This window comes from Mesorhizobium sp. M0910, from assembly GCF_040319465.1.
Classification (GTDB): Bacteria; Pseudomonadota; Alphaproteobacteria; order Rhizobiales; family Rhizobiaceae; genus Mesorhizobium.
This window is the reverse complement of record NZ_JAMYNZ010000008.1, coordinates 124,151-149,828: the sequence shown is the minus strand read 5'-3', so window position 1 is coordinate 149,828 and position 25,678 is coordinate 124,151. Positions and strand designations below refer to the sequence as shown.

Genomic DNA, 25,678 nt, shown 5'->3' with positions numbered 1-25,678 from the left:
CTTTCCTCAACCCCTGAAAGGAACCGGCCATGGCCGAAGCGCAACCGAAAGTGCCTATCGAACCGCATGCAATCGAACTGGTGACGGCCCTGGCCAAACAGGCAGCCGCACCCGAGATCCTGATTCTGAACACGGCCGGGCTCGGCGACGATCTCCCGGAGAAGATCCCGCTCGCCTTTGATCGTGTCACTTCCAGCTTCAAGTCGCTGAAGGGCCTGGTGCAGGAGTTCCGCGACGTCAAAGCCCGCCGCAAGGGCACGGCGCGCGCCGAGACGCTGGAAAGCTTCATCGCCCTGATCGACCGCCACAAGGACGCCCAGTCGGCGCTGTTCGGAAAATGCGCATGGCCGGAGCCGAAGCTCACCGCCGTGCTGAACTACAATGCGACCAATGCCGACGTCCGTGCCGCCGACCATCGGATCATCTACGCGTTCCCGCTGACGGAAGAGTTCAAGGCGTGGGTCGGCGCCAACGGCAAGCCGATGGAACAGGAAGTCTATGCCGCCTTCCTCGAGGAGCATGCCGCCGAGCTCGCCGCGCCGACGGACGGCGAGGTCAGCGAATACGAAAGGCTGTTCAACGAAAAGATGGCGACGCCCTCCGACGTCGTGGCGCTGTCGCGCTATCTCGAAGTGTTCGTTGCCGCGCGCGCCAAGCAGGGCATTCGCCTGCAGACCGGCGAGCGCACGGTGGAGTTCGCCGAAGATCATCATAACGCCAAAGGCGAAGCGATCACGGTGCCGGGCATCTTCATGCTGTCCGTGCCTGCTTTCGTCGACGGCGAGGCCGTACGTATTCCGGCGCGCCTGCGCTATCGCGTCGCCGGCGGCAAGGTCATGTGGTTCTACCAGCTTTATCGCTGGGAGTTCTTCCTGCGCGAGCAGGTGGAGAGTGACCTGGAATCCGTCGCCAAGGCAACCGGCTTGCCTGCATTCGAAGGTGCGCCGGAGCAATGATGCCGAAGGTGTATTTCATTCAGGACGAAGCCGGGCGGGTTAAGATCGGGTACTCCGGTGACCCGCTCGCGCGGTTGATGTCGCTTCAAGTCGCCCATGGCGGGCGGCTCTGCATGATGCGCCTGATAGATGGCGGCGAGCCGACAGAGCGCTGGCTGCATGCCCGTTTCGACGAGATGCGGATTCAGGGTGAGTGGTTTGCATTTCACCCGGCGATGATGACTGTCGTTCCCCCAGACGAACTGCCGCAACGCCAGATCGTCAAGCCTCGTTTGCGCATGACATTGCGCGAAACGATGAGGGAAGCCGAGGCCCTGTTCGGGGATGACCATCCGCGTCTGATGGCGCTCATGTTGCTGGAGTCTATGTGGGAGGATGACCTCTCCGACTTCATCGCCTGGGTCCGGAGCCGCTGCGCATGAACCAGCTGGCCCAGTTCGACGATTCGAAGCTGGTCCTGGCCGTGGAGCGCGCCCGCGCGCTTCTCGATGATGGCGACGTAACGACTGCGCGCGTGCTGGCCGGTGGCGCATACGAGCACGCGAAAGCTGCCGCACAATTCGCGAGCCGCTATGCGGCTGTGGAAGAATTGGCGGGGCCGCTGATCAAGAAAGCCCGAATGCTGCAGGGTGAAGCTCTGCTGATCGAGGCGCAGGCGAAGATACGCCTCGCTGCCGAATGGACGGTTGCGCAGGAAACCGGAACCGGCCTGAAAGGCAGGCCGAAAAGTGTTCCTGATGTGGAACACTTGTCGGTTGCCGACACCGGACTCACACGAAAGGAAATGCACGAGGCTCGCAAGCTTGCGAGTGCGGAGCAGCGCGAACCCGGCATCGTCGAGCGTGCGATCGAGGCGCGGCTGTCAGCAGGCCTTGAGCCCAGCCGTGCCAACCTGCGCGCGGCGATTGGCACCGATAGCGCCACAGCCGCCGAGCGCGGCAACAATCTTTATGAGACGCCACCGGAGGCGATGCGCACGCTGCTGTCGTTGACCCGGTTCGCGCCAAACGTCTGGGAACCGGCCTGCGGCAAGGGCGCCATCTCGCGCATGCTGGAGGACGTCGGCTATCAGGTCGAGCTTTCCGACCTGATCGATTACAGCACGGCCGACCGGCACGGCGAGGTGCAACGCGTCGAGAACTTTCTGGCCAGTGCGCCGCGCTGCGAAGATCCTGGTCGGCCGGACATCGTCACCAATCCGCCCTATGGCACCGACCTCAACGCCTTCGTCGCGCACGCGCTGCGCGCGCACCGGCCGCGCCGGATGGCGCTGCTGCTCAACCTCAATTTCCTATGCGGCTTCGACGATCCAGACCGCTGCTTCGCGATGGATGAAAACCCGCCCTCGGACGTGTGGGTGTTTACCCGGCGTCTGCCGATGATGCACCGCGACGGCTGGGATGGGCCGGAAGCCTCCAGCCGCATGAATACAGCCTGGTTCGTTTGGACGCTGGATGAGGCGACCGGCACCTATGACGCGGACGGAAAGCGCGGCACCCAGCTCGTGCGCGTCGACTGGAAGACATTCCAAGAATCGACCCTGATCGGGCCGAAAGAATCAGAGCGGGGAGAGCCGCGAGAGGACAAGCCGCAAACGAGCGGAGAATGCCCCGAAGCCCCACTGCCGGAAGAGACCCATGGACCGGCAGGAACAGCGGTAATTCCTTCCAAGCGCGGTCGCCCGCGCAAGGCGGTGCCGGCATGAACCTGCGGACCCTGAAGAAACTATCGAAACGCGCGGCACCGCTGCTGCCGCTGCTAGGCGACCGGCGCGAGCAATTCCGCGCCGAGCATCATGCCAACGGCAACAACTTCATCGGCGGCACGCTGATCATGGCGCGCAAGCATTGGGAGCGCGGCCGGTCGATGCACGGGGACTGCATACGCCAGCACGAGGTCAAGCGGCCGGCCAGCGACGGGCGCGGCTGGATTTACATGGCTCCTCCCGACCATCCCCGGAAGGGAACGATCATGGTTGGTGCCATGAGCGGCTATTACGAGCCGGAATGGGATGAGGAGACGGTATGGACGGCGCTTGAAAGCATCGTCAGCTGCCATTTCACCGACTGGCATCCAGAACATGACGGGACGCCCACGCTGCTGCGCCGGCTGTCAACTCCGCGCGACGTGCTGCTGGCCGCCCGTGACATGGCGGCCGAATTGGCGGTCCCGGCATGAGCGCGACGTCAAGCCAGCTTGCAGCTCTCAAATGGCTGCGCAACCGCAATGGCGACGGCGGCTTCGACCGCAACCAGGTGCTGCTAGCCGGTGGCGAGCGTGCGCCCGTCATGCGGGCGACATGGAACAAGCTCGCTGCGGCCGAGCTGGTCGAGTTCTACCAGGAGCGCAGGCGCCTGCGCGTCACTCATGCCGGCTATCTCTGCGATCTCTCGCGTGTCGAGGAATCGGCATGAACGTCAATCTGTTCGCCGGCATGGGCAGCCATCAAAGCGCGCGGTCGGAAACCAACACCTGGTTCTCGCCGCCTGCAATTCTCGACGCGCTTGGCGGCGCCGACAGTTTCGATCTGGATCCGTGCAGCCATATCGACCGGCCATGGCCGACGGCGCGTGAGCACTATGTGCAGGAAGACAACGGGCTGATCCTGCCCTGGTTCGGTCGGATTTGGCTGAACCCGCCCTATTCGATCGCGCTGATCACCAAGTTCCTCGGCCGCATGGCGGCGCATGATCGGGGCGTTGCGCTGATCTTCGCCCGCACCGAAACCGACCCGTTCCACCGCTTCGTCTGGGGCGCTGCCTCCGGCTTGCTGTTCCTGCGCGGACGGCTGAACTTCCACCGGCCAGACGGCAGTCGGGCCGAGGCCAATGGCGGCGCGCCGTCGGTGCTGATCGCCTATGGTTCCGAAGACCGCGACATCCTGGCCGCCGCGCCGATCGACGGCGCCTTCGTGCCGCTGCGCTTCAATCTGTCGATGCTGATGCCGGCGCTGACGCCGACCTGGCGCGAGGCACTTGACGGGTTCTTCTCGGGGCGGGGCGGCGAAGCGGTGTCACTTGCCGAACTCTATCGCGCCTTCGCCGATCATCCAAAGACGCGGGCCAACCAGCATTGGCGCGACAAGCTGCGGCAGGTGTTGCAGCGCGGGCAGTTCGAGCGGGTCGACAAGGGCCTGTGGAAGCGGGTGCCGGCATGAACATCGCCCAGCGCGAAGTCAGCGGTGTCCGCGAACTGCTCGACCACAATCCCGTCGTCGGCGATCGTCGCGCCGGCAGCAAGCGGTTCTGGACCGGTCGCGAAGAGAAGTTGCTACGGGCGCACTATCCGGCAGGCGGGGTCACCGCATGCCTGGCGGCGCTGCCTGGCCGCACGGCCTCGTCGATCTACCAGCGCGCCGCTGTGCTTGGCCTGCGCGTGCCTGGGGCCAATGGCAGGGTCAACGAGCGGCAGGCATGGGCTTCGAGCGAGGCGATCGACGCCATCATCCGCCGCGCCTATCAGAAGACGCCGAGCAAGAACGACGTGCAGGCCTGCGCCGTCACCTGTGGCCGTCCGCGCTGGTGGGTGTCGAAGCGCGCCGCCAAGCTTGGCCTGGTTACACCGCGGTTCAAGCAGGCGCCATGGTGCGAGGCTGAGATCGACCTGATCGGCGACAATGCCCACAAGGCGCCAGCCACGTTGCGACGCCTTCTGAAAGCCAAGGGCTTCGACCGCACGGAAACGGCAATCATCGTGAAGCTCAAGCGCCTCGGCGCTGACCGAACCGATCCTCATCACCTCAATGCCAATCAACTGGCCGACGTCATGGGCGTCGACCGCAAGACGATTGCCGCATGGATCGCCAAGGGATGGTTGCGAGCGACGCGCCGTGAGGCCACGGCTACGGATGATTTCTGGTGGATCCACCGCCGCGATATCCGCCGCTTTGTCGTCGACAACGTCGCAGCCGTCGACCTGCGCAAGGTGGAAAAGTTCTGGTTTGTCGACCTGCTGGCTGAGCGCTTGGACGAGCCAAGGCGGGTGTCAGCATGAACGCGATCCGCCGCGAGGCGCTTGAGCTATGACGATATCCGCCGCCCTTTTCCGCGACATCATCGCTGCTCTCGGCGAGCAGGCGGTTGATGACATTGCCTGGTCTGAGAACCTCAAGCCGCCGACCGATGCCGAAGACTTCGCATCGGAAGCGATCTTCGTCATCTGCAACTCCGGCATGAAGAACACCATCGCCGTCAAGATATTCGCAAAGGTCATGACGGCCATCCAGGGCGATCTCAGCGCCTTTGATGTCTTCCGTCATCCGGGCAAAGCCAAGGCGATCGACCTCATATGGCGGACGCGGGCTGACTTGCTGGCCGGCTATCTCTCCGCGACTGACAAGATCGAGTTCTGCGCCTCGCTGCCGTGGATCGGCGGCATTACGAAGTTTCACCTCGCCAAGAACTTCGGCGCCGACGTGGCGAAGCCCGACGTTCACCTTCAGCGCCTCGCCGATCACGAGGGGATTACTGCGCAGGCTCTTTGCGAACGCCTTGCAGCACAGACCGGCTACCGCGCCGCCACGGTCGATGTCGTGCTGTGGCGAGCCTGTGCCAATGGTGTCTTGAATTCGCGAACAGGTGAGTTCCTCGGCCGGCAGGCTTTCGATCCTGAGCAAAGGGAGCTTGGCCTGTGACCAAGTATGATTCCGCCAAGGATTCCGCCGGCTCCTATGCCGCCGCTGTCGAGGCCAAGCGCCTGCGCGGTGACACGCATTGGCCGGAGCCAAACGAGCGCAAGCCCGATCCTGAAACCGAAAAGCAGTTGAAGCGGCTGAAGCGCGCGCTTGACCGCAAGCTGCGTAAGGACGCCGGCCGTGGCTGATGTCGCCTTTCGCAAGTTTGCAGATGCCTTTCAGCAGCGCTTGGACGCGCTCGGCTATTCGCTTCGGATCGCAGAGCAGAAGTGGCCGGACACCGACCGCGCCATGCTCTCGCGCGCCACCAACGGCAAGACACTGTCAGCCGGCAATTACCTGCTGCTCTGCAACTATGCCGGGCTTGATCCCTACGCCTATTTCGAGACGGCGCCGCACCGGCGTGTGACGATGAAAACCATTTCAGAACAGCTGGTTACACCACCTGTCCAACGTGAAACAGGGGCAGAGCGATGAACGATTCGATGATCCCGATCCTGCGGCAATTACACGATGCAGATGGTGATCGATCCCGCGCCGACACGCTGCTGCGCATGCCTGATTCGATCATCCTGAAGTATCACCCGGTGATCGAAGCCGCGTGCCGCCGTGCGCAATTCGAGGCCGGATCAAACTTCGTCGTCTTGCGCGTCTCGCTTGCTCTGGCGGTTCGCGATGCCTCGGGACTGCCGCCGGTCGATCTCGCCGCCAAGGCCGAGCAATACCGTATCGGCATGGCCGAATTCGCTGCGGGAGGCGCGTCATGAGCGCGATCGGCAAAAATGTCGACCCGCTGGCGCGCCTGCTGGCCCCCGTCGTGCGTCAAATGCTGATCGCGGAAGTCGAGCGGCTTGCTGCGGCAATTCCAGTCGCAAAGCCCAAAGCCACGGGCGCCAGCAAGGCTGACGACGACATCATGGAAGCCTGCCGACAGGTGGCCAACGCCGCCGATGCGCTGGCACAGGCCAGGTTCGGGGTGGGGGAGATTGCGGCCCGCAAATCGCTTGAACGGGCTGCAACGTTTCTGGGTCGCGCCATGCGCAAGCACGGGCGGATGCCGTGAACACCGCCGTGCTCTCGCCCGATGCTGCGCGGCTGAAAGCCGTTCGCGCTGCGCTGGCCGCGATCGAGCCTGCGGTGTGGACGCGTGTGCATGGCACCGATGGCGCTTACGTCGAATCGCACGGCGACATGGGCGAGCTGTTCGTGCTGGCGCGCTTCGACGAAGCGACAGTCGACGAGATCGACTTCGTCTGCAATGCGCCGGAGACGGTCGCTTTCCTCCTGCGGCTGTTCGATGCCGCTTGCTTCCAAATCCGCCAGTTGCGCGGGCTGCCGGAGCCGCGCCGCCAGAACGAACCGGCTGGCGAGCCGATGGCGCGCGACGTGAAAAACTTCGCCGCCGAATGCGCGATGAAGTGCAAGGACGATGGGGCTTTCAAGCTGTTCCTGCATGAGCTGCATGGGCTGGAAAAGCCGCTGACCGACGAGCGCGTAGCGCAAAAGGTGCGCTCGCTGCTCGGCGTGCAATCACGAAAAGAACTGAACAATGGCGGGCGGGCGAGCGAGGCGTGGCTAGCGCTGCGCGGCAGCTTTGACGCTTGGCGGAAGAGGGAACCGCGATGACATGGAAGCCTGACCTTTGCATCTATCACGGCAATTGCGACGACGGCTTCGGCGCCGCGTGGGCGATCTGGAAAAAATGGGGCAACTCGGTCGCCTATGTGCCGGGCTTCTACGGCAAACCCCTGCCTGACGTTGCCGGGCGCCACGTGCTGTTTGTAGATTTCTCGGCGAAGCGGCCCGAACTGGTGACGCTCGCCGACAAGGCCAGGAGCGTGGTTGTCATTGACCACCACAAGACAGCCGAAGCAGAGCTGCAAGCCTGGAACGGTCCGATGCCGGCGCTCGCCGATGTCGAATTGTTGGCGGCGAAGGCCTGCACTGAAACCGGCTCGCCCATCGTGGCCGTGTTCGACATGCTCCAGTCTGGCGCAACGATGGCTTGGCAGTTCGCTCATGAGATGACCGGCTATCACAATCCGGTTCCTCACATGCTCGAACTGGTTGAGGACCGTGATCTTTGGCGCTTCGCCTACGGTGACCGCACCAAGCAATTCTCGGCAGCCCTACGCACCTATCCCATGGACTTCGCCATCTGGAATGAGATCGCCGCGAAGCCGGATGAGTTGATCGACGAGGGCAAGGCGATCCTGCGCGCGCACCAGGCCAACATCGGCAAGTTTCTGCAAGAGGCCTATTTCTCCGACATCGGCGGCCATCATGTGCCGACCGTAAATGTTCCCTACCACTACGCCAGCGACACGGCGCACGAACTGCTGACGCGCTTTCCTGACGCACCATTCGCGGCCTGCTGGTTCCGCCGTGCTGACGGCCAAATCCAGTTTTCGCTTCGCTCTGAGGATAGTCGCCTCGACGTGTCCGAAGTCGCCAAGTCGTTCGGCGGTGGCGGTCATCGCAACGCGGCAGGGTTTGAGGCGGTGGCGGGGCAATGAGGGTGCTTGTGGCGTGCGAATTGTCGGGGACTGTGCGCCGCGCCTTTGCGGCCATCGGTCACGACGCATGGTCATGCGATTTGCGGCCGGCAGAGGATGGCTGCAACAAGCACATTGTCGGCGATGTGCGGAACATGCTGGGCGACGGCTGGGACCTTCTCATGGTGGCGCATCCGCCCTGTACGCGGCTTTGCAATTCCGGCGTGCGCTGGCTGACGGCGCCGCCACGCGGACGTAGCCTCGATGAGATGTGGCGAGATCTCGGCGCCGGCGCCGATCTGTTTTCAGCATGCTGGAACGCGCCGATAGAGCGGATCTGCATCGAAAACCCGGTGATGCACAAGCATGCAAAAGTGCTGATCACGAATTATCAGCCGCCGGTTCAGACCGTGCAACCCTGGTGGTTCGGGGAACCGTTCTTCAAGGCGACTGGCCTCTATCTGCGAAACCTGCCGCCATTGGCCGAAACTCGACGCCTGACGCCTCCGCTGGCCGGCACGGCCGAGCATCGCGCGTGGTCACGCGTGCATCGCATGCCGCCCGGACCTGACCGCGGTCGCGAAAGGTCACGGTTCTTTGACGGAATCGCCGTCGCCATGGCGGATCAATGGGGCAGGATTGGCGCCGAGCGGCAGGTGGCGGCATGAAGACTTTTCAGCCGACCCTCTTCGAAGGATCAAAGCGCCTGGTCTATGACGAGGCTGTCGACCTGACGCTGCAATCGATGCAGGCCTATGGGCCGGCGCATGATCATTGGGGCATTGCCTGGTCTGGCGGCAAGGACAGCTCGGCAACGCTGTCGCTCATCGTCCATCTGATCGATGTCGGCCGGCTGGCGGCGCCGAAAAGCCTCACCGTGTTCTATGCCGACACCCGGCAGGAATTGCCGCCGCTGGCGATCGCGGCCGAGCGCATCATGGCGCAGCTCGCCGAGCGCGGTATCCGTTGCGAAGTGGTTCGTGCGCCGCTCGACAAGCGATTCCTCGTCTACATCCTCGGCCGTGGCGTGCCGCCACCGAACAACAACACGCTGCGCTGGTGCACACGGCAGATCAAGATCGACCCGATGGCCGAAGCGCTGGAACAGCGGCTTGGTGAACTCGACGGCAAGATCCTGATGATCACCGGCGTGCGCCAGGGCGAAAGCGCGATTCGCGATGACCGCATCGCCATGTCGTGCGGCAAGGACGGCGCTGAATGCGGGCAGGGCTGGTATCAGGAGGTTCTGCCCAACGCCAAGGGCATCCGTGGCCGCATCGCGACGCTCGCGCCGTTGCTGCATTGGCGCGTCTGCAATGTCTGGGATTGGCTGCGTATCTATGCGCCGATGGCCGAATATGGCGGCTGGGCGACGGCAGCGATCGCCGACGCCTATGGCGGCGACGAGGCGACCGAGATCAATGCCCGCACCGGCTGCGCCGGCTGCCCGCTGGCCAGCAAGGATATGGCGCTCGACACGATCGTCGCGTCGCCGGCGTGGGCGCACCTTGCGCCGCTCAAGGGCCTGAAGCCGCTCTATCGCGAGTTGCGCGAGCCCCGGCATCGCATTCGTAAGGCTGGCCTTGAACGGCTGAAGGATGGATCTGTGGCGGCCAACCCGCAAAGGATGGGGCCGCTCACCTTCGCGGCCCGGCTTATGGGCCTCGATCGCGTGTTGGCGATCCAGGCCGAGTGCAACGCTCGCGCTGCCGAGATGGGACGCCCGCTGCTGGATATCATCAATCGTGAGGAGGAGGCGCGTATCCGCGAGCTGATCGCGGCAGAGACATGGCCGAACGGCTGGGACGGTGATGAGCCTGCCGCCGATACACCGATGGACAGCTACTTCTCGGACGGCTCCGTGCAGCCGCTGCTGGTGTGACGATGAGCGAAGAAGCCACGATTCGCCGCGGCGTCCGCAATGCCCGCTACACGACTGTGCCGAACCATGTGTTCGAGGACATGCGCCTGTCGATGGAAGCGCGGTGGCTGCTTGGCTATCTGCTTTCCAAACCGGACAACTGGACTGTCATCGTCGGTGACATCGCCAAGAAGGGCGGCTGCGGACGCGACAAGGCTCGCAGGATCGTCAACGAGCTGGTCGAGGCTGGCTACGCTGAGAAAGACCAGCCGCGCGACGAGGGACGATTTGGCAAGCTTTCCCTCGTCATCTTCGATGAACCGAAGGAACAACGCGACAGCAACGCCGCGGCTTATGCTGAAAGTGTTGCATCTTTACCGCAGACTGAAAACCCGTCGACGGTGAATCCGTCGACGGTAAATACGGCACTAGTAAATACTGATGGTTTAGTAACTCCTGACAGTAATTTAGAGAGAGAGCGCGAGCGCGAGCCGGAAGATCGAAAAGCGGTCGAGCGCTGGCTGAAGCGCGTTCATCCGACCTGGCCGAGTTTCGTTGCCGACAGCGGCAAGACGGCGATGTCCGCCGCGCTGGCGCTGACAGCCGACGAACGCGAGATCGCCGCCGACCGAATGGCCGATTACCTCGCCGCCGAGAAGGCCTCAGGCGGTCGCTGTGCCTTCGGCGTGTACCTCAGCGAGAAACGCTGGGAGCGGCTTGGACCGAAGCCGGAGGCGCCCGCCAAGCCGACCTATGCGCCGGCCTTCGGGCCGGTCTGGGCGGCGATCCGCATGCGCGACCTAGTCACCGGGCCGAAGCAGCCGCCGCAGCCGCTCAAGGGCTGGGAACTGAACGCGATCGCGAACGGCATGCTCAATCGCGACACCCTGGAGAAGGGCAACCGGATGCGCGGCGGCTGGCCGATGGTCAACGGGTTGCACCAGGCGGCCGAGACGCGCGGTCTTGGCATTCACGACTTCGGCCCGGAAGAGGAACGGCTGGGCAAGCTTTGCGAGTTCGTGCCCATCGATACCGAATGCTGGAAGGCCTGGAAGGTCGAGCACGAACTGCGCGGCTGGCCGTGGCTGCCAGACCCCGGGACGATGCGAGGCGTGTATTTCCCGGCTGGCGGGCCGGCAGGACTGGAAGCATTTGAACAAGCGGTGCGAGGGACCAATGATGCACAGCAAGCGGCCGAGTGACGTTGAGCGTGCATGGCTCGATCGCAACGGCGAGCCGATCAACGTCGACTATGCCTGGCAGAAGAGTGACGCGCGAATCGCCCTACGGCGACGTGAGCATGCGATGCTGGCCGCGGCGGGCATGGATGGGCCGGAAGCGCGCTGGTATGTGCTTCGGGTCGATAATGGCTGCGACAAAGCTGTGGATAAAGCCCTGCACAAGGCGAATGTCGAGCGGGTCATGCTGTCGATCGAAGTCGACGCAAAGCGCCGTGGTGGACGCAAGCATCAGTCCCTTGAGCCCTGTCGGGCGCCTGCCTTCCCCGGTTACATCTTCGTCCATGTGGTCTCTTGCGCAGCGACATGGGCAGCATTGCGGGTCATTGAAGGTGTCGTTGATCCGATCGGCGGTGCCGACAATCCAAAGCCAGTGAAAGACCGGGAAGTGCTTAAGTTTCAAGCTCGTATCGAGAATGACCCTGAAGCCTTCGCAGTGCTGACCAACGCACTCAAGGCGGGCGACAGGGTAGCCATCGACGATGGGCCATTCGCGTCGTTCGAGGCGGTCGTTCTGATGCTCGGCGACAAGCACAGGATCGCGGTTGAGGTCGACATCTTCGGTCGGCCGACGCCGGTTGACCTCGATCTTGCGCAAGTCACGAAACTGGATTAGCGAATCCGACCCAGGACAAGCTGAAAGAGTCGCACGCCGCAAGGTGGACCGCGCCATCAGCCCCAGGTGAAGCGAAGGGCGCGGCCCGACAGCTTTCCCCGCAATGGAAAAGATTCCCTTGGCAAAGCTGAAGATGATGGCTCCGGTTATCCGGACCATGGACACGCGTACGGTCAAGGTCGCACCCAAGACGGCAGAGCCGTTCTACCTCTCGCCCGAGTGGCGCAAGCTGATGGCCGAGATCATCGCCGAGCGTGGTCGCAGATGCGAGGACCCCCAATGCGATGGCAGGACCCATCGGCCTGGCATGCGCGTGTTCGGTGATCACGTCGTCGAGCTCAGGGACGGCGGCGCGCCGCTCGACAAGCGCAACATCATGCTCCGCTGCGGGGCATCGCACACCAAGAAGACGCTGGCCGAGCGGGCCAAGAGGATGGCCGCCCGACCCTGACCAAGGGGGGGCGGGTCAAATCTCTGGGGCCGATGGGGCCCCTAACCGCTTGGGGGCCATCGGGACATTTTTTTTGTGTGCGGTGAGTTTTTCCCGTCGGCCACGTCGCAATGACGCGAGACGGCGATCCGGAACGCATAGAATTCAAAGGCTTATCGGCGCTGGGATGCGCGAAAGTACTGAATTCGACCGAGTTTTTCCCACTCTGCTTGAACTGGACATGGAACAGCACCTTGATCTCTTCGGGAACCCATACGACCGAGGCCGGGCCGAAGGCCGGCCGTCGCACGTCTCGTCGCAAGAGAGCATCATAAACGTGATGGTGCTTGTCGCCGCCGGCCAGACGAACAAGGAAGTCGCCGGGGCGCTCGGTCTCGACGTCAAGACGCTACGCAAGCATTACGCCCATCTGCTCAAGCAGCGCGACGTGATGATGAACCGGCTGCGTACCAAACTCCGCACCGCCCAGATCCAGCAGGGCCTAGCGGGGAATGCCGCGGCGCTCTCCGGCGCACTGAAAATGCTGGATACGGTTAGCGCTGAACGCGTTGCCCGCGATCTCCGTGGCAAGGCTGCAAACCAGCCGGTGGCGCGCGGGTATGTCTCCAAGAAAGATCAGCGGCTTGAGAGCGCCCAGGCGATCGGTGGGAAATACGCGGTCCCGGCGGCTCCCCGTTTGGTCGCCAGCAATGGACAGGCCGTAGCGGTTTCCGACGAGGAATGACGCTGGCATGCGCAGGTTCAGCACGGCATGCGTCGACTGGGAAAACCGCATCGTCAATCGCGAAAGCCTGATCCCGTTCCAGCCCTTGTTCCCGAGCGAGGCTGAGGCGGCTCTCGACGTCTTCAAATCGCTCCAGATCACCGACCTGCCGCAGGTCTACGACCGAAAGCTTGGCCGAGCGCGCCATCCCACGTTTGGCGAATCTTGCGAGCAATATGTTTTCGATTTCGTCGCGGCGGTGTTTGGCGCCTATGATCCGGACACCGCAAATCGGGTGATCGAGGAGTTCTTGCTGCTGATCAGCAAGAAGAACATCAAGTCGACACTGGCAGCAGGGATCATGCTGACCGCATTGATCAGGAACTGGCGCCACAACCAAGAGCTTATGATACTGGCGCCAACGCAGGAGGTTGCCGGAAATTCCTTCAATCCCGCCGCCGCGATGATAGCGGCTGATCCTGACCTGACGGTTCTTCTGCACGTCAACAAAAACACCAAGGAAATCACACATACGCTGACGAAGGCGGTCCTAAAGATCGTCAGCGCCGATTCCAACACCGCGGCCGGCAAGAAGGCAGCATTTGTTCTTATCGAGGAACTGTGGCTGTTCGGAAAGAAGGCGAATGCGGCCGGCATGCTCCAGGAGGCAACAGGCGGCCTGATATCCCGACCGGAGGGCTTCGTGATCTACATCACAACCCAGTCGGACGAACCTCCAGCCGGCGTGTTCAAGGAAAAGCTCGACTACTTCCGCGATGTTCGCGATGGCAAGATTGACGATCCTACCAGCCTTGGTGTCCTGTACGAATTTCCGGACAGCATGATCGACAACGAGGCCTACCTCGATTCGGAAAACTGGTATGTCACCAACCCCAATATGGGCCGGTCGGTTCGCAAGGACTGGCTGGAGCGCAAGCTGCTCAAGATCCAGAGTGGCGAGGACGAGGAAGGTGATACCCACCAAAGCTTCCTCGCCAAGCATCTCAATGTCGAGATCGGCATGCGGCAGCGGGGCAATCGCTGGCCTGGCGCAAATTATTGGGAACGTGCCGTCGATCAAGAACTGGCCGGACTGGACCATTTCGCGGCACTGGCTCGCTTCTTGGAACGTGTCGAGGTCGTGGTTGTCGGCGTCGATGGCGGTGGTCTTGATGACCTATTCGGGCTGACGCTGGTCGGGCGGGAGCCCGATGAAATCGAAATCCCGGTAGTCGTTAATGGCCAGCGAGCAATCGTCCGAATGAAGCGCTGGCTGACTTGGTCACACGCCTGGTGTCATCGGGATGTCTTGAAGCGGCGGAAGAAGATCGCTCCAGTCTTGCTGGATTTCGAAAAAGCTGGCCACCTAACGATCGTTGATATGGCGCTTGAGGACTTGGCGTCAATCATCGACATCATCAGCACCGTTAAGGAATCCGGCCTGTTGTCATCGGTGGCCGTGGACCCTGCCGGTCTTGGCGAGTTTGTCGATGCACTGGCATCTCCAGAAATCGACATCACTCAGGAGAACGGATTGCTTGTCGGCGTGCCGCAGGGATTCGCGCTGATGAACGCGATCAAAACGGCGGAGAGGCGGCTGTCGAACGGCATGTTGCGGCACGCAGGCGGTCCATTGATGCCGTGGTGCGTCGCCAACCTAAAAATCGAACCTACTGCTACTGCTATTCGCGCCACCAAACAGACGGCCGGAGACGCAAAAATAGACCCGGCCATGGCTCTGTTCGACGCGGTCACGATGATGGTGAAGAACCCGGAACCCGCCGGCGGCAAATCATTCTGGGATGACGGCGAATTCGACGAAGACGAAACCGCTGAAGATGTCGAATCTGAAGCCGCCTGAGAGGGACATCATTGGATGTGGCTGTTCGATCGCTTCCGGCGTCAACCCGCTCAGAATGTCGCGTTCAGCGAATCGTTTTGGCGTGATGATCTCGGCATAGGTCTGCCGACGCTTTCGGGTGAGCGCGTCACATGGAAGACAACGCTGGAACAGACCACGGCACTTCGTTGCGGCCTGACGATCTCGGACGGCGTGTCGACGGTGCCATGCAAGGTGATGCGGAAGGATCCGGCTACGGGGCGCCGGGCCGAGGCTGAAGATCATCCGCTCAGCGATCTGTTCGGATACCAGGTCAACGACTGGATGGACCCGCTTCAGTTTATGGAGACGGTCGCCATCCATTCCGTCTTCACCGGCAACGCCTACGTCTTTCTCAACCGGGTGCGTGGCCGCATCGTCGAGATGATCCCGCTGATGCCAGACTGTGTCCGCGTCGAACAGAAAGACGACTACAGGCTGGTCTACCACGTCACCGCAAAGGACGGGACGGCCGAAGAGTACCCGCAGGAAACGATCTGGCATTTCCGAGGCCCGTCATGGAATTCATGGACCGGGCTCGACGTCACCAGATTGGCCCGCGAAGCACTCAGCCTGTCGATGGCAACCCAGAACGCACATGCCCGCCGGTTCGGCAACGGCATCCAGTCGACCGGCATGTATTCGGTCGAAGGCGAGTTGAAGGAGCCCCAATACAAGCGGCTCCGCGCCTTCATCACGCAGAACTATGTCGGCGCCAAAAATAGCGGCAAACCGCTTCTCCTCGACAAAAACGCCAAGTGGCATCCGATGGATCTCACCGGCGTCGATGCCCAGCACATTGAGACGCGGAAACTGCAGATCGAGGAGATCTGTCGCGCCTTCGGTGTCATGCCGATTATGGTTGGCTTCTCCGACAAGGCGGCAACCTATGCCAGCGCCGAACAGATGTTCCTCGCACATGCGGTACATACCATCCGGCCCTGGCATCGTCGGTTCGAGAAGTCGATGCGCCGCTCGCTTCTCACCAAGGAAGAGGTGAAGGCCGGCTATTACTTCAAGTTCTTCGATACCGAGTTGCTGCGCGGCGCCGCCAAGGATCGCGCCGAATATTACTGGAAGCGATTCCAGATGGGCATGTCGCCGAACCAGATCGCAGAGCTCGAGGACGAGGACGGCTACGAAGGCGGCGATATCCACCTGGTGCCCGGCAACATGATGACCGTCGAGAACGCGACCAAGGCGATGCCTGGCCGCGGGATCGGTGACAACGGCGGTCCACCGCTCGACGACGAGGCCGCCGAGAAGGCAAGTGTAGCAGCCAACGCCCTTCGCGATCGCATGAATGCCGGTCGAGTTCTCTCGGCCGAAAATGAAGGCAAGATTCGAAGCGCTCGCGACAACCTAGACGCAGTCCTGGCGAAACTGGACGAGCAACAGGAAACCTGACGATGAAAAAAATCATCATCGACCTCGCGCCCTTCAAGGCATCGGCCGCGCGTAACCGCGCACCGAACTCTATCGGGGTCGGCTCCGTTCGGGTCGCCGCGGAATCCGGGTCTGACAGCGCCGATATCTACATCTACGGCGACATCGGCGGGTGGTGGGATGGCATCCAGCCCGAGGATGTCGCGCGCGAAATCGCGGCGCTCGACGTCGAGACGCTGAACGTCCATGTCAACAGCCCTGGCGGCCTCGTGTTTGACGGCATCGCGATCTACAACTCGTTCGCCGCACACTCCGCGAAGGTCATCATGAATGTCGAAGGCATCGCCGCGAGCATCGCCTCGGTTATCGTTATGGCCGGCGACGAGGTCCGCATCGGCGAGTCCGCCAACATCATGATCCACAAGCCGTGGAGCTTTGTGATCGGTGATGCCGACGACATGCGGCAAGAAGGCGCCATCCTCGACAATCTGGAGCAGGCAATCGTCGACATCTATGCGGCTCGCACGGAGCTTGACGACGAAAAGCTGAAGAACTGGATGGCCGCCGAGACGTGGTTCAGGGGTCAGCAGGCCGTCGACAACGGCTTCGCGGATTCCGTCGTACCAAACAAGGGCAAGGAGAAGAAGGCAGCGCGTTCCGCGTTGCTGAAACTCTATAATCACACCCCATCCGACCTGAAGCCGACGCATGACGCGCCGCAGGTCCGCCAATTCGAGCATCTTCTGCGCGACGCAGAGCAGATGCCCAATGCCCTCGCGAAGCGTCTTGCTGCCGCCGCGCAACGGGTCTTCCAGACGCCTCGTGATGAGGCGGACGCCGATCCTCGCGAAGAGGGCGGGAATGCAGCGATCGCCGAACTCGCCTCGGTTTTCGACCGGGCGACATCCCTCTTCAAATCCTGAAAAACTGGAGACCTGAAATGAAAATCACCCGCATTCTTGCGGCGATGTGCGCTGTTGCGCTGATCGCCGCCTTCGCCGTGATGGCGTTCCCTGACGCCGGCGCCGACATTCTGTCGGCTTTCGGTCACATCGACCACAACCACATGCTAATTGCGACCGCGGTGGCACCCGCGTCGCTGGAAACCCTCCAGAAGTCCGTCGGCGACTTCATGAACGGTTTCGAGGAATTCAAGAAGACCAACGATGCCAACCTCCAAAAGCGCGACGTCGTCCTCGAGGATAAGCTCGCCAAGATCAACGCCCACCTCGACAAGTGGGAGCCCCTGAACCAGAAATTCACCAAGGAGGTTCAGGACAGCCAAAAGGCCATGCAGGAGCAGCTCGATAAGGTCGAGAAGGTCTTGAACCGGCCGAAGCCCGGCAAGGAAGGTCAGGAAGAGGACGCCGAGTACAACGCGGCTTTCGACCACTGCATCCGCCGCGCAGCGGATCGCCGTGACACCGCCCAGGTCGACATCATCAACAAGCGGCGCGCCGCTCTGGTAAAGGGTGACGATGCCGGCGCCGGCTACCTCCTGGCTCCTCCGGACGTCAACCGCGAGATCATCAAGGACATCATCGAGATGTCGCCGATGCGCTCGATCGCGACTGTCCGCATCATCGGCGGCCCTTCGCTGAAGCAGCCGAAGCGCACCGCAGCGGCTGGTGCCGCCACCCGTGTCGGCGAAGTGCAGCCCCGCACCAATACCGGTGATCCTGCCTATGGCATGTTCGACTTCCCGGCTCCGGAGATGTTCGCCCGTGGCGAGATCTCGCTCCAGATGCTCGAAGACGCCGATTACGATCTCATCGCGGAGCTCCGCGGCGAATTCGTTGACCAGTTCGCGGTCAAAGAAGGCCAGGAGTTCGTGTCCGGTACCGGCGCCGCGAACCAGGCGCAGGGCTTCCTGCTGGCTTCCGCCGGGGTGGCGGAAGTCGTTAGCGGCGCTGCGGCTGCGATGACCGGTGACGGCCTCATCAATCTGTGGGCGGCACTGAAAACCGGCTATGCCAGCCGCGCGGTGTTCACCATGAACCGGGGGACCATCGCCGCGACCCGCAAGCTGAAGGATGGCGAGGGGCAATATCTCTGGATGCCCGGTATCGCGGGGTCGGTCCCGAACACGATCCTTGGCGCGAATTATCTGGAATTCCCGGATATGCCCGACATCGCTGCCGGAACCTACCCGATTGCCTATGGCGACTTCCGTCGCGCATACGTCATCGTCGATCGCGTCGCGATTTCGTTCCAGCCGGACTACACGACAGGCGCCGACAACGGCGTCGTGGTGTTCCGCTGCCGCAAGCGCGTCGGTGGCGGCGTCCGCCAGCCCGACGCCCTGAAGAAGCTGAAGATCGCGGCCTCCTAAGCCTGCCAATCGCATCGGCGGCGGGCTCGACCCGCCGCTGTCGCCCTCCCTTTCCTCTCGTTTCGGAGACCGAAACCGATGTCTCTTCTCAAGAACTGCAAGATTACCCGCGTCTCGGCTGCGGCCGTCGCGGCGACGACCGATGTTGCCAGCTCCATTCTCGATATGGCCGGCTTCGAAGGCGTCATGTTCATCGCCCTTACCGGCGATGTCCTGGATACCTCCGCGCTCGCACTTAAGGCGGAGCAGAACCCCCTCAACCAGGCTGGCGGTATGGCGGAACTGGTTGGTTCCGCGTCATTCACCGCCGGCGCGACCAGCGCCGACAGCAAAGCGCTGGTGCTCGACGTTCACAAGCCGCGCGAGCGTTACATCCGCGCGATCCTGGAGCGTGGCACCGCCAATGCGGTGGTCGATGGCATCATCGCCATCCAGTACATGCCTTGGTCGGCGCCGACCTCGCAGGATGCCAGCGTGATCGCTTCAGCGCTGCTCAACGACCCCAGCGAAGTTTGATATCAGGCGGGCCTTCGGGCCCGCTCCCATCTTCCTCCAAAGCGCATAGCGCTAGAGGCGCCGCGGGCGACCTCGTAGCAAAGGAGAAATTTCCATGGTTGACACTTCCTACCAGCCGAAAGTCTACCGCAAGCAGGGCGGCGATGAGCTCGTTGTCGCATCAGGCGGTTTGATCACCGTCGAGAGCGGCGGCGCCTTGGTCGTCGCCGGCGTCACGATCGACGGGAGCACCCTGGCCCTCACTGGTCTGACCGCTTCCGCGGCCGAACTGAATGCCTATCCGGTCTCGCTCGACATCGCTGATGGGTCGGCCGAGGGTTCGTATTTTGCGGTCGCTCCGCACGCCGGCGACATCATCAAGATCTACACCGTCATAGACGGTGCCGTCTCGACCGCCGATATCACCGTTACGGCCAAGATCGCGACTGTGCCCGTTACCAACGGTGTCGTGACAATCGCGACCGCGGCCAGCGCTGCTGGCGATGTCGATGTTGCCACCCCGACCGCAGCAAATACGGTCACCGCTGGCCAGGCGATCGAGTTCGTCGTGACTGGCGGCGGCGCCGGCGGTTCGCCCCGCATCCATCTCGTCGCCCTGATCACGCGCTGATCGGAGACTGATATGCAAGTCGAGCGCAAAACCGTCGTCATCACCACAGCCGCCGACGGTTCGGCGACGGCATATACAGAGGGTGCGGCCACAGGCCGCGTCCTGCAAGCCCGCTACGTCAAGACCGATTTTGCCGATGGCGTCGACTTCACGATCACATCAGAGGCCACCGGCCAGACGATCTGGGCCGAATCGGATGTCAACGCTTCGGCCACTCGAGCGCCGCGGCAGCCGACCCACTCCACCGCAGGTGTCGCGGCGGAGTCCGGGACGGGATTCGCAGTTAACGACCACATCGCAATCGCGAACGACCGGATCAAGATCGTTGTCGCCGCTGGCGGCAACGCAAAATCCGGCACGCTCCATTTCCTGATCGGATGATCCCATGCACAAGGTACTGAAAGCATTCCCGTGCTCCTTCGATGGCATCAAGGCAGAGCCCTTGAACGTCGGCGACGAACGCGATTTCGGTTCAATGGCCGAAGGGCTGAAGCAGGCCGGACTGATTGGCGAGCTGGATGCGAAGTCCAACGGCGGCGTTGCTCTGCGCGATGATGGTCCCACCGTCACTGAGTACGTGGCGGCCGGTTATTCGGCGTCGCAATATCCTCCGCATGGCTATGCCTCGCGGAGCACTGCCGAGGAAATCGCGGAAGCTGCGAAGGCTGAAGCCGCAAAGGCTAAGGCAGACGAGAAAACCGCAAAGGCCGCCGCAAAGGCCGAAGGCGAGAAGGCCAAGATGCGCGATGCCATTCTGACGGACCTCATGAAGCTTTCGGACGAAGATCTCGCCAAGGTCGTTGACGCCGAGAAGATCGCCGTCGACGACGGCGACAGCAAGGACATCGTCCTCGGCAAAGTCGCCGACGCCCGTATGACGGCGCAGGGCTAAGACTGTGCAGCCCATCCTGACGGTCACGACACCGGCGACCAGCCTGGCGCTGTTGACCGTCGGCGAGGCGAGGGCGGCTCTGGGGCTGACCACGGGCGCGCGCGATGCCGACCTGACCCGCGCGATCAATCGAATATCTGCAGCGATCCAGCGCGCCTGCAACCTCGCCACGGATGGTCTGACGCCGCCGACGTTGCTGTCCGAGACGTTGACCGACACGTTCCGGCTGGACTGCCGGCCCGCCGGGCCTCTGATCTTGTCGCGGCGGCGGGTCTCGGCCATCAATTCCGTGGTCGAGAATGACGAGCCGCTGGTTGCGGCAGACTATCTCATCGATCCTCCGTCCGGGCTCTTCGACCGGCTTTGTTCCGATCGCCGGTCGTCATGGCCGTCTGGGAAGATTGTCGTCGAATATGTGGCCGGTTTCTCGACCGTTCCGGACGATCTGAAACTCGCCGCCGAGACATGGCTGCGCATGCTGTGGCGCGATGGCTACGAAACGCCGGCACAGATCGCCGATCCGATGCTGAAGAGCGAGGAAATACCGGGCGTTCTCTCCAGGACCTGGTGGGTCGACCCGACGAAAGCGGAAATCCTGCCGGAAGCGGTGCGCGACATGCTGTGCGCCGGCGGCTACATCGAAACATGGGTGGCATGATGAACAACCCGGGCAGCCATGTTCTATTCGCAGGCGCGATCGGCGCGGCTCTTGCCGCCCAGGCGCAGACGGCGATTACCGATCTCGAAGGAATGCTCGGCGTCACGCTGGTTGCGCAGCTGCTCGGCGGCACCGCCGGCACCAGCATTGTCGCGCTTGTTCAGACATCGATCGACGGTGGCGCGACATGGTTCGACGTCGCCCGCTTCGACTTCGCCAACACGGCCGGCGTCAAATACGCCAATCTATCCGGGACGGTGTCCAAGGCCATCACTGCCTATGCCGCGCTCGCTGCCGAAGGTGTCAACGATGGCCTTGTCGGTGACCAGTTCCGCGCCGTCATCACCAGTGTCGGCACATACACCAACACGACGCTCAGCGTACGCATCGAGGCGCGCTAGATGTCAGCCGAAGTCGCCGCACTCGATGCCGCGCTTGCGCGCGCCGGCGAGGACATCACGCTGCGACGCAAAGCAGGGACCGGCGCCAACCAGGTCAATATTGATGTGACGTGCCGCGCTGCAGTGAGGGGCGTGTCAGCCAATGAAATCGTCGGTACTGTGACCCAGACCTCATCAAAGGTGATCCTGTCACCGACGCAAATTCTGGCGGCGCAGTGGCCTGGCGGCCTGCCTGTCTCCACCGTCACCGAAAGGACGGATCCTCGCATTCCCCGCGCCAACGACTTCGCGGTCATCAAGGGCAAGCAGCGGCAGATACTGTTCGTCAGTCCGATCTTTGTCGGCGGCGAGTGGGCGCGCTGCGAAATGACGGTTGAGGGCTGATGGCTGGCTTCCAGTTCTTCGAGCGCGATCTCAAGCTCGCGACCGCCGGCATGGAGCCGGAGGCGATCAACAACGCGCTGGCGGCGTTCGCGAAGCAGGAGCTCAAGCGCGTTATCGGCGAAGGGATCGCCAGCTCGAACTACGAGCGCTATGTCAACGGCGTCCGCGATGCCCCCGAAGAGGCGGTGCAGGCGCCGGGGCCGATCGTCTACGAATTCGTCAACTGGCCGCTGGTCATCAATGCGGCGCTGGTCGAGCTGCAGAAGCGGTCGCCACGGCGATCCGGAACATTCGCGTCGTCCTTCATCGTCATTGCCAGTGGCCGCGCCGTGGCCACTGATTTCAGCAAGATCAGGCCGGACGCCGAGATCATCATCACCAATTTCATGCCGACCGTCAGGAAGGCTGAGGTTGGCTATCTCGGCATACCGGAACAGCGCCTTTTCCAAGGCACCGCTCGCGCTATGCAGAGCAGGTTCCGGGATGCCTACAGCTTCGAAGCCAAGTTCCTGAACATACGGGCAGGCCTGCATGCGCAGATTCCTTATCGCCTCAAGCGCGGCACGCGCCGATCTGCAGTCGGGAGCCCGATTGCGTACCCCTCTATCTTGATCAATGCGCTCTGATGGCCAGCCCCGAAGCCTTCGACGTCGTCGAGCAGCAGATCGCCGATCGCTGGAACGTCACGCCCGTCGTCTTCGAGAACGATGAGTACCAGCTGCCCGACGTGCCGACCGAATTTGTCTATGTCGAGATCTATGGCGATTTCTACGACCAGATATCGATCGGCGCCGAGCCGCGCGAGGACAATCTCTGGCGCGAAGGCGGGCAGGTCTATCTGCACGTCATGACGCCGAATGGCACCGGCAGCCGCCGGGCCCGCGTACTGGCTAAGCAGCTGGTCGGGCTCTTCCGGGGCCAGGACATCGACAGCGTCACCTTTCGCGACGCGTCGATCGGCGTCGGCGATCCCGGCCGGACCTTCGCCAATTACTACGCCATGACGGCAATCGTGAACTTCGAAAGGGACGAATGATGGCACAGGTGCTGAAACCATTTTCGACGCGGCTGCGCCGATTCAAGGAAGGCGACCGCGTCTCGCCGCAGGACGATCTGGCGCCGCAGAGCTTCGATGGCCTGGTCGAAACCGGCCACATCGAAAAGCTGCCGATCGCGGCGAAGACGAAAAAGCAGGATCCGTCGAAGGCGGACTAGCCTCTATTCCTAAACCGATCAACCCCGTCCGCCCGTTGTGGCGGCCTTTCGATGGAGCCTCCCATGACGGATTCCAACCGCACCCGCATGACCGTCGTCGAGGAAGTCACCCTCGGCACCACGCCAACCACGCCGCGCATGCGCACGGCGCGCTTTACCGGCGAGACGCTGGCGTTTCGGCCGACCTTCGTCACCTCGGAGGAAATCCGCGATGACAGAATGTCGGCCGATCCGATCAAGGTCAACGAGACCAACAGCGGCCCGATCAATGGCGAGCTGTCGTTCCCGGTCGATGAATCGCCGCTGTCGATCTGGCTGAAATCGCTGATGTGCTCGACCTGGCTGAACACGCCGTTCCGCGACAATGACGGCGTCGCAGATTCGGTCATCACGGGGCTCGCTGACACTACCGACGTCGCCACGGTCACTACCGGTGCCGCCTTCGTCGCCAGCCAGCTTGTTCGTTTCACCGGCTTCACCGCGGCTGCGAACAACGGCGTGTTCAAGTGCACCACCGGCAGTGCCACAGTTCCCGCATTCCTTGGCGCCGGCTTCGTCGCCGAAGCCGCACCGCCCGCAACTGCCCGCATGAAGGTGGTCGGCTTCATGGGTGCCGCGGCCGACATCACCGCGCTCGCCGACGGTCTTGGCTCGACGCTGCTCAACTTCACCACGCTCGGTCTCGCTGTCGGCCAATGGATCAAGATCGGCGGTTCGGCGGACGCTTCGACCTTCGCCTTTCTGGTCACCGCCGGCCTGGTTGCCCGCCGCAACGCTTGGGCTCGCATCACCGCCATAGCGGCGGCGAAACTCACCCTCGATAACCTTCCGTCCGGCTGGACGACCGATGTCGGCACCGGCAAGACCATCCAGGCCTTCTTCGGTGACCAGATCAAGAATGGCGTCGACACCAAGAGCTGCACCATCGAGCGCGGTTTCATGGGCCAGGCGGTGCCGACCTACATTGCGCAGCGCGGCATGGTGGCCGGCGAAGGCCAGTTCAACTTCACCACCGAGGACAAGGCCAAATACACCTTGACCTTCTCCGGCATGAGCGGGCAGGCCTCGACGACTTCCCTCGACTCCTCGCCGGATGCGGCAACGACGAACGCCATCATGGCGGCGGCGGTCAATGTCGGGCGCATCGCCGAAAACGGTGTCTGCCTCGGCTCGCCGAACTGGATGCAGTCGCTGCAGATCAGCGTGAACAACAATCTGCGCATGATCAACGCGCTCGACTGCGACGAGACGATCGGGCCTGTCGACATCGGCAAGGGCAGCTTCGACGTCAGCATCAACGCGCCGACCTATTTCGGGTCGGACGCGCTGCTGACCAAGCTGTTTGCCGGCACGCCGACCAACATCAACACCAGAATCGCCAAGAACAACCAGGCGCTGATCTTCGCCATCCCGCGCATCACCTTCACCGACGGTTCGCCGTCGGCCTCGGCCAAGAACACCGATACGACGCTGCCTTTGGTTGGCCAGGCAAGCCTCGACCCGCTCACCAATGCACATCTACTGGTCGACCGTTTTGAGTATTTCGTGTAGGCAACGCGAAAGGGGCCGACTGGAATGACTACTTGCCCGCGCAGGCGCGGATTTGTCGCGCTTGAAACTTATTCAGCAAATACGTTTCCGTTGATGGATAGCGCCAATAGAGATGTGGGAATTTACGCCATTGTCTCTGAGGTTCGCGATCTCCTCTACATTGGGTCCTCAGATCACATAGTCAGACGATGGATCGCGCATCGCTCCCAATTGCGGCGCGGGATTCATCATGGAAAATGGTTACAGAGGATTTGGGCAAAGGACGGAGAGGAGACGTTTTCGTTCGTGATCATCGAGCGACTGAGCGTGGGCGCCGATTTGATCTGCAGGGAACAATGGTGGATTAACCGCCTGAGGCCTGCCCTCAATTGCGACGTGCCAGCTGGCAACCCAATGATGGGACGAAAGCATTCTCCATCTGCTAGGGCAAAAATGAGTGCTGCCCAGAGTGGCAAAAGCAGAGGCCCCCGCCAATTTTCGGAGGCGGCCAAGCAAGCAATGAGCCGTGCAGCCCCTCGAGAACGGCCGTGGCTTCGAGGCCGGCCCATGAGCGATACGCAGAAGCGCAAGTTGTCCGAATGCGCCACCCGGAGGTTCTCTGATCCTTCTTTCACGCATCCTACCGCCCGAACAATCGAGATCGATGGAACGACGTATCGGAGCGTTAAGGAGGCATCTAGAATTCTTGGCGTCAGCCGAAAGCTCACCCGAGACGCGGCCAGCGCGGGTCACCTTGCGCCAAAAAAGGATCGTGGGGCGCACCATCCGCGCGCCAAAGCAGTTGTGGTCGATGGAATCGGATTTGACACTAAGGCCGAGGCAGCTAGGCACTTCTCGGTGACCGTCGCCGCTGTGACCTATTGGCTTACGACCGGAAGAGCAATCTTCGCCTGATCGAGTT

The 25,678-nt window shown here is 62.4% G+C and carries 36 protein-coding genes; all 36 read left to right on the top strand.

Annotated elements, in window-relative coordinates; all coding sequences use genetic code 11:
- Window positions 1-29: 29 nt before the first annotated feature.
- On the top strand, window positions 30-956 hold the full coding sequence (locus NKH78_RS21155; RefSeq protein WP_352883818.1) for a DUF2303 family protein: 927 nt from the start codon (window positions 30-32) through the stop codon (window positions 954-956).
- Window positions 953-1,378 carry a GIY-YIG nuclease family protein gene (locus NKH78_RS21150; protein ID WP_352883815.1) on the top strand — a complete coding sequence of 142 codons (426 nt, stop codon included), beginning with the start codon at window positions 953-955 and terminating at the stop codon, window positions 1,376-1,378. The genes NKH78_RS21155 and NKH78_RS21150 overlap by 4 nt, the downstream gene beginning before the upstream one ends.
- On the top strand, window positions 1,375-2,661 hold the full coding sequence (locus tag NKH78_RS21145) for an SAM-dependent methyltransferase (RefSeq protein WP_352883812.1): 1,287 nt from the start codon (window positions 1,375-1,377) through the stop codon (window positions 2,659-2,661). Before NKH78_RS21150 ends, NKH78_RS21145 begins: the two co-directional genes overlap by 4 nt.
- Complete coding sequence (locus NKH78_RS21140) at window positions 2,658-3,134, top strand: hypothetical protein (RefSeq protein WP_352883809.1); 477 nt, start codon at window positions 2,658-2,660, stop codon at window positions 3,132-3,134. The genes NKH78_RS21145 and NKH78_RS21140 overlap by 4 nt, the downstream gene beginning before the upstream one ends.
- Complete coding sequence (locus NKH78_RS21135; RefSeq protein WP_352883805.1) at window positions 3,131-3,370, top strand: hypothetical protein; 240 nt, start codon at window positions 3,131-3,133, stop codon at window positions 3,368-3,370. Before NKH78_RS21140 ends, NKH78_RS21135 begins: the two co-directional genes overlap by 4 nt.
- Complete coding sequence (locus NKH78_RS21130; RefSeq protein ID WP_352883802.1) at window positions 3,367-4,113, top strand: DNA N-6-adenine-methyltransferase; 747 nt, start codon at window positions 3,367-3,369, stop codon at window positions 4,111-4,113. The genes NKH78_RS21135 and NKH78_RS21130 overlap by 4 nt, the downstream gene beginning before the upstream one ends.
- Window positions 4,110-4,949, top strand: coding sequence for a hypothetical protein (locus NKH78_RS21125; RefSeq protein WP_352883799.1), 840 nt, complete (start codon window positions 4,110-4,112; stop codon window positions 4,947-4,949). The genes NKH78_RS21130 and NKH78_RS21125 overlap by 4 nt, the downstream gene beginning before the upstream one ends.
- A gap of 28 nt (window positions 4,950-4,977) precedes the next feature.
- Entirely contained in the window at window positions 4,978-5,589 is a 612-nt protein-coding gene (locus NKH78_RS21120) for a hypothetical protein (protein WP_352883796.1), read from the top strand.
- Window positions 5,586-5,777: a hypothetical protein gene (locus NKH78_RS21115; RefSeq protein WP_352883793.1), complete on the top strand. Its 192-nt coding sequence runs from the start codon at window positions 5,586-5,588 to the stop codon at window positions 5,775-5,777. Before NKH78_RS21120 ends, NKH78_RS21115 begins: the two co-directional genes overlap by 4 nt.
- A complete protein-coding gene (locus NKH78_RS21110; protein WP_352883790.1) occupies window positions 5,770-6,066 on the top strand; it encodes a hypothetical protein in 297 nt (98 codons plus the stop codon). The genes NKH78_RS21115 and NKH78_RS21110 overlap by 8 nt, the downstream gene beginning before the upstream one ends.
- The gene (locus NKH78_RS21105; RefSeq protein ID WP_352883788.1) at window positions 6,063-6,356 is read left to right on the top strand and encodes a hypothetical protein; all 294 of its coding nucleotides are present in this window, start codon (window positions 6,063-6,065) and stop codon (window positions 6,354-6,356) included. The genes NKH78_RS21110 and NKH78_RS21105 overlap by 4 nt, the downstream gene beginning before the upstream one ends.
- On the top strand, window positions 6,353-6,652 hold the full coding sequence (locus NKH78_RS21100; protein WP_352883785.1) for a hypothetical protein: 300 nt from the start codon (window positions 6,353-6,355) through the stop codon (window positions 6,650-6,652). Before NKH78_RS21105 ends, NKH78_RS21100 begins: the two co-directional genes overlap by 4 nt.
- Entirely contained in the window at window positions 6,649-7,215 is a 567-nt protein-coding gene (locus NKH78_RS21095) for a hypothetical protein (RefSeq protein WP_352883782.1), read from the top strand. Before NKH78_RS21100 ends, NKH78_RS21095 begins: the two co-directional genes overlap by 4 nt.
- Window positions 7,212-8,105, top strand: coding sequence for a DHHA1 domain-containing protein (locus NKH78_RS21090; RefSeq protein ID WP_352883779.1), 894 nt, complete (start codon window positions 7,212-7,214; stop codon window positions 8,103-8,105). The genes NKH78_RS21095 and NKH78_RS21090 overlap by 4 nt, the downstream gene beginning before the upstream one ends.
- Window positions 8,102-8,752, top strand: coding sequence for a hypothetical protein (locus NKH78_RS21085; protein ID WP_352883775.1), 651 nt, complete (start codon window positions 8,102-8,104; stop codon window positions 8,750-8,752). Before NKH78_RS21090 ends, NKH78_RS21085 begins: the two co-directional genes overlap by 4 nt.
- Window positions 8,749-9,966, top strand: coding sequence for a phosphoadenosine phosphosulfate reductase domain-containing protein (locus NKH78_RS21080; RefSeq protein WP_352883772.1), 1,218 nt, complete (start codon window positions 8,749-8,751; stop codon window positions 9,964-9,966). Before NKH78_RS21085 ends, NKH78_RS21080 begins: the two co-directional genes overlap by 4 nt.
- A gap of 2 nt (window positions 9,967-9,968) precedes the next feature.
- Window positions 9,969-11,147, top strand: coding sequence for a helix-turn-helix domain-containing protein (locus NKH78_RS21075; protein ID WP_352883769.1), 1,179 nt, complete (start codon window positions 9,969-9,971; stop codon window positions 11,145-11,147).
- The gene (gene nusG / locus NKH78_RS21070; protein ID WP_352883766.1) at window positions 11,122-11,799 is read left to right on the top strand and encodes a transcription termination/antitermination protein NusG; all 678 of its coding nucleotides are present in this window, start codon (window positions 11,122-11,124) and stop codon (window positions 11,797-11,799) included. Before NKH78_RS21075 ends, nusG begins: the two co-directional genes overlap by 26 nt.
- A 118-nt stretch (window positions 11,800-11,917) precedes the next feature.
- Entirely contained in the window at window positions 11,918-12,250 is a 333-nt protein-coding gene (locus tag NKH78_RS21065; RefSeq protein WP_352622235.1) for an HNH endonuclease family protein, read from the top strand.
- A 316-nt stretch (window positions 12,251-12,566) separates the two neighbouring features.
- Window positions 12,567-12,974: a hypothetical protein gene (locus NKH78_RS21060; RefSeq protein WP_502899821.1), complete on the top strand. Its 408-nt coding sequence runs from the start codon at window positions 12,567-12,569 to the stop codon at window positions 12,972-12,974.
- A 7-nt stretch (window positions 12,975-12,981) separates the two neighbouring features.
- Window positions 12,982-14,814 carry a terminase large subunit gene (locus NKH78_RS21055; RefSeq protein ID WP_352883762.1) on the top strand — a complete coding sequence of 611 codons (1,833 nt, stop codon included), beginning with the start codon at window positions 12,982-12,984 and terminating at the stop codon, window positions 14,812-14,814.
- 15 nt (window positions 14,815-14,829) lie between these two features.
- Window positions 14,830-16,239 carry a phage portal protein gene (locus NKH78_RS21050; RefSeq protein ID WP_352883759.1) on the top strand — a complete coding sequence of 470 codons (1,410 nt, stop codon included), beginning with the start codon at window positions 14,830-14,832 and terminating at the stop codon, window positions 16,237-16,239.
- 2 nt (window positions 16,240-16,241) lie between these two features.
- Window positions 16,242-17,141 carry a head maturation protease, ClpP-related gene (locus NKH78_RS21045; protein WP_352883756.1) on the top strand — a complete coding sequence of 300 codons (900 nt, stop codon included), beginning with the start codon at window positions 16,242-16,244 and terminating at the stop codon, window positions 17,139-17,141.
- A 17-nt stretch (window positions 17,142-17,158) separates the two neighbouring features.
- Window positions 17,159-18,550, top strand: coding sequence for a phage major capsid protein (locus NKH78_RS21040; protein ID WP_352883753.1), 1,392 nt, complete (start codon window positions 17,159-17,161; stop codon window positions 18,548-18,550).
- Between the two features lie 78 nt (window positions 18,551-18,628).
- Window positions 18,629-19,066 carry a hypothetical protein gene (locus tag NKH78_RS21035; RefSeq protein WP_352622221.1) on the top strand — a complete coding sequence of 146 codons (438 nt, stop codon included), beginning with the start codon at window positions 18,629-18,631 and terminating at the stop codon, window positions 19,064-19,066.
- Between the two features lie 94 nt (window positions 19,067-19,160).
- Window positions 19,161-19,676 (top strand): hypothetical protein, encoded by a 516-nt coding sequence (locus tag NKH78_RS21030; protein WP_352883748.1) that lies wholly within the window; start codon window positions 19,161-19,163, stop codon window positions 19,674-19,676.
- Between the two features lie 12 nt (window positions 19,677-19,688).
- Complete coding sequence (locus NKH78_RS21025) at window positions 19,689-20,057, top strand: hypothetical protein (protein WP_352777551.1); 369 nt, start codon at window positions 19,689-19,691, stop codon at window positions 20,055-20,057.
- A 4-nt stretch (window positions 20,058-20,061) separates the two neighbouring features.
- Entirely contained in the window at window positions 20,062-20,568 is a 507-nt protein-coding gene (locus NKH78_RS21020) for a hypothetical protein (protein ID WP_352883745.1), read from the top strand.
- 4 nt (window positions 20,569-20,572) lie between these two features.
- On the top strand, window positions 20,573-21,226 hold the full coding sequence (locus NKH78_RS21015; protein WP_352883742.1) for a head-tail connector protein: 654 nt from the start codon (window positions 20,573-20,575) through the stop codon (window positions 21,224-21,226).
- Window positions 21,223-21,627, top strand: a complete 405-nt coding sequence (locus tag NKH78_RS21010; protein ID WP_352883739.1) for a hypothetical protein — start codon at window positions 21,223-21,225, stop codon at window positions 21,625-21,627. The genes NKH78_RS21015 and NKH78_RS21010 overlap by 4 nt, the downstream gene beginning before the upstream one ends.
- On the top strand, window positions 21,628-22,011 hold the full coding sequence (locus NKH78_RS21005; RefSeq protein WP_352883736.1) for a hypothetical protein: 384 nt from the start codon (window positions 21,628-21,630) through the stop codon (window positions 22,009-22,011). It abuts the gene before it with no gap.
- Entirely contained in the window at window positions 22,011-22,637 is a 627-nt protein-coding gene (locus NKH78_RS21000; protein WP_352883733.1) for a hypothetical protein, read from the top strand. The genes NKH78_RS21005 and NKH78_RS21000 overlap by 1 nt, the downstream gene beginning before the upstream one ends.
- Window positions 22,637-23,047, top strand: coding sequence for a hypothetical protein (locus NKH78_RS20995; RefSeq protein ID WP_352883731.1), 411 nt, complete (start codon window positions 22,637-22,639; stop codon window positions 23,045-23,047). The genes NKH78_RS21000 and NKH78_RS20995 overlap by 1 nt, the downstream gene beginning before the upstream one ends.
- Window positions 23,044-23,226: a hypothetical protein gene (locus NKH78_RS20990; RefSeq protein ID WP_352883729.1), complete on the top strand. Its 183-nt coding sequence runs from the start codon at window positions 23,044-23,046 to the stop codon at window positions 23,224-23,226. Before NKH78_RS20995 ends, NKH78_RS20990 begins: the two co-directional genes overlap by 4 nt.
- 63 nt (window positions 23,227-23,289) lie before the next feature.
- Window positions 23,290-24,777, top strand: a complete 1,488-nt coding sequence (locus NKH78_RS20985; RefSeq protein ID WP_352883727.1) for a phage tail tube protein — start codon at window positions 23,290-23,292, stop codon at window positions 24,775-24,777.
- A 24-nt stretch (window positions 24,778-24,801) separates the two neighbouring features.
- Window positions 24,802-25,671, top strand: coding sequence for a GIY-YIG nuclease family protein (locus tag NKH78_RS20980; RefSeq protein WP_352883725.1), 870 nt, complete (start codon window positions 24,802-24,804; stop codon window positions 25,669-25,671).
- Window positions 25,672-25,678 lie beyond the last annotated feature (7 nt).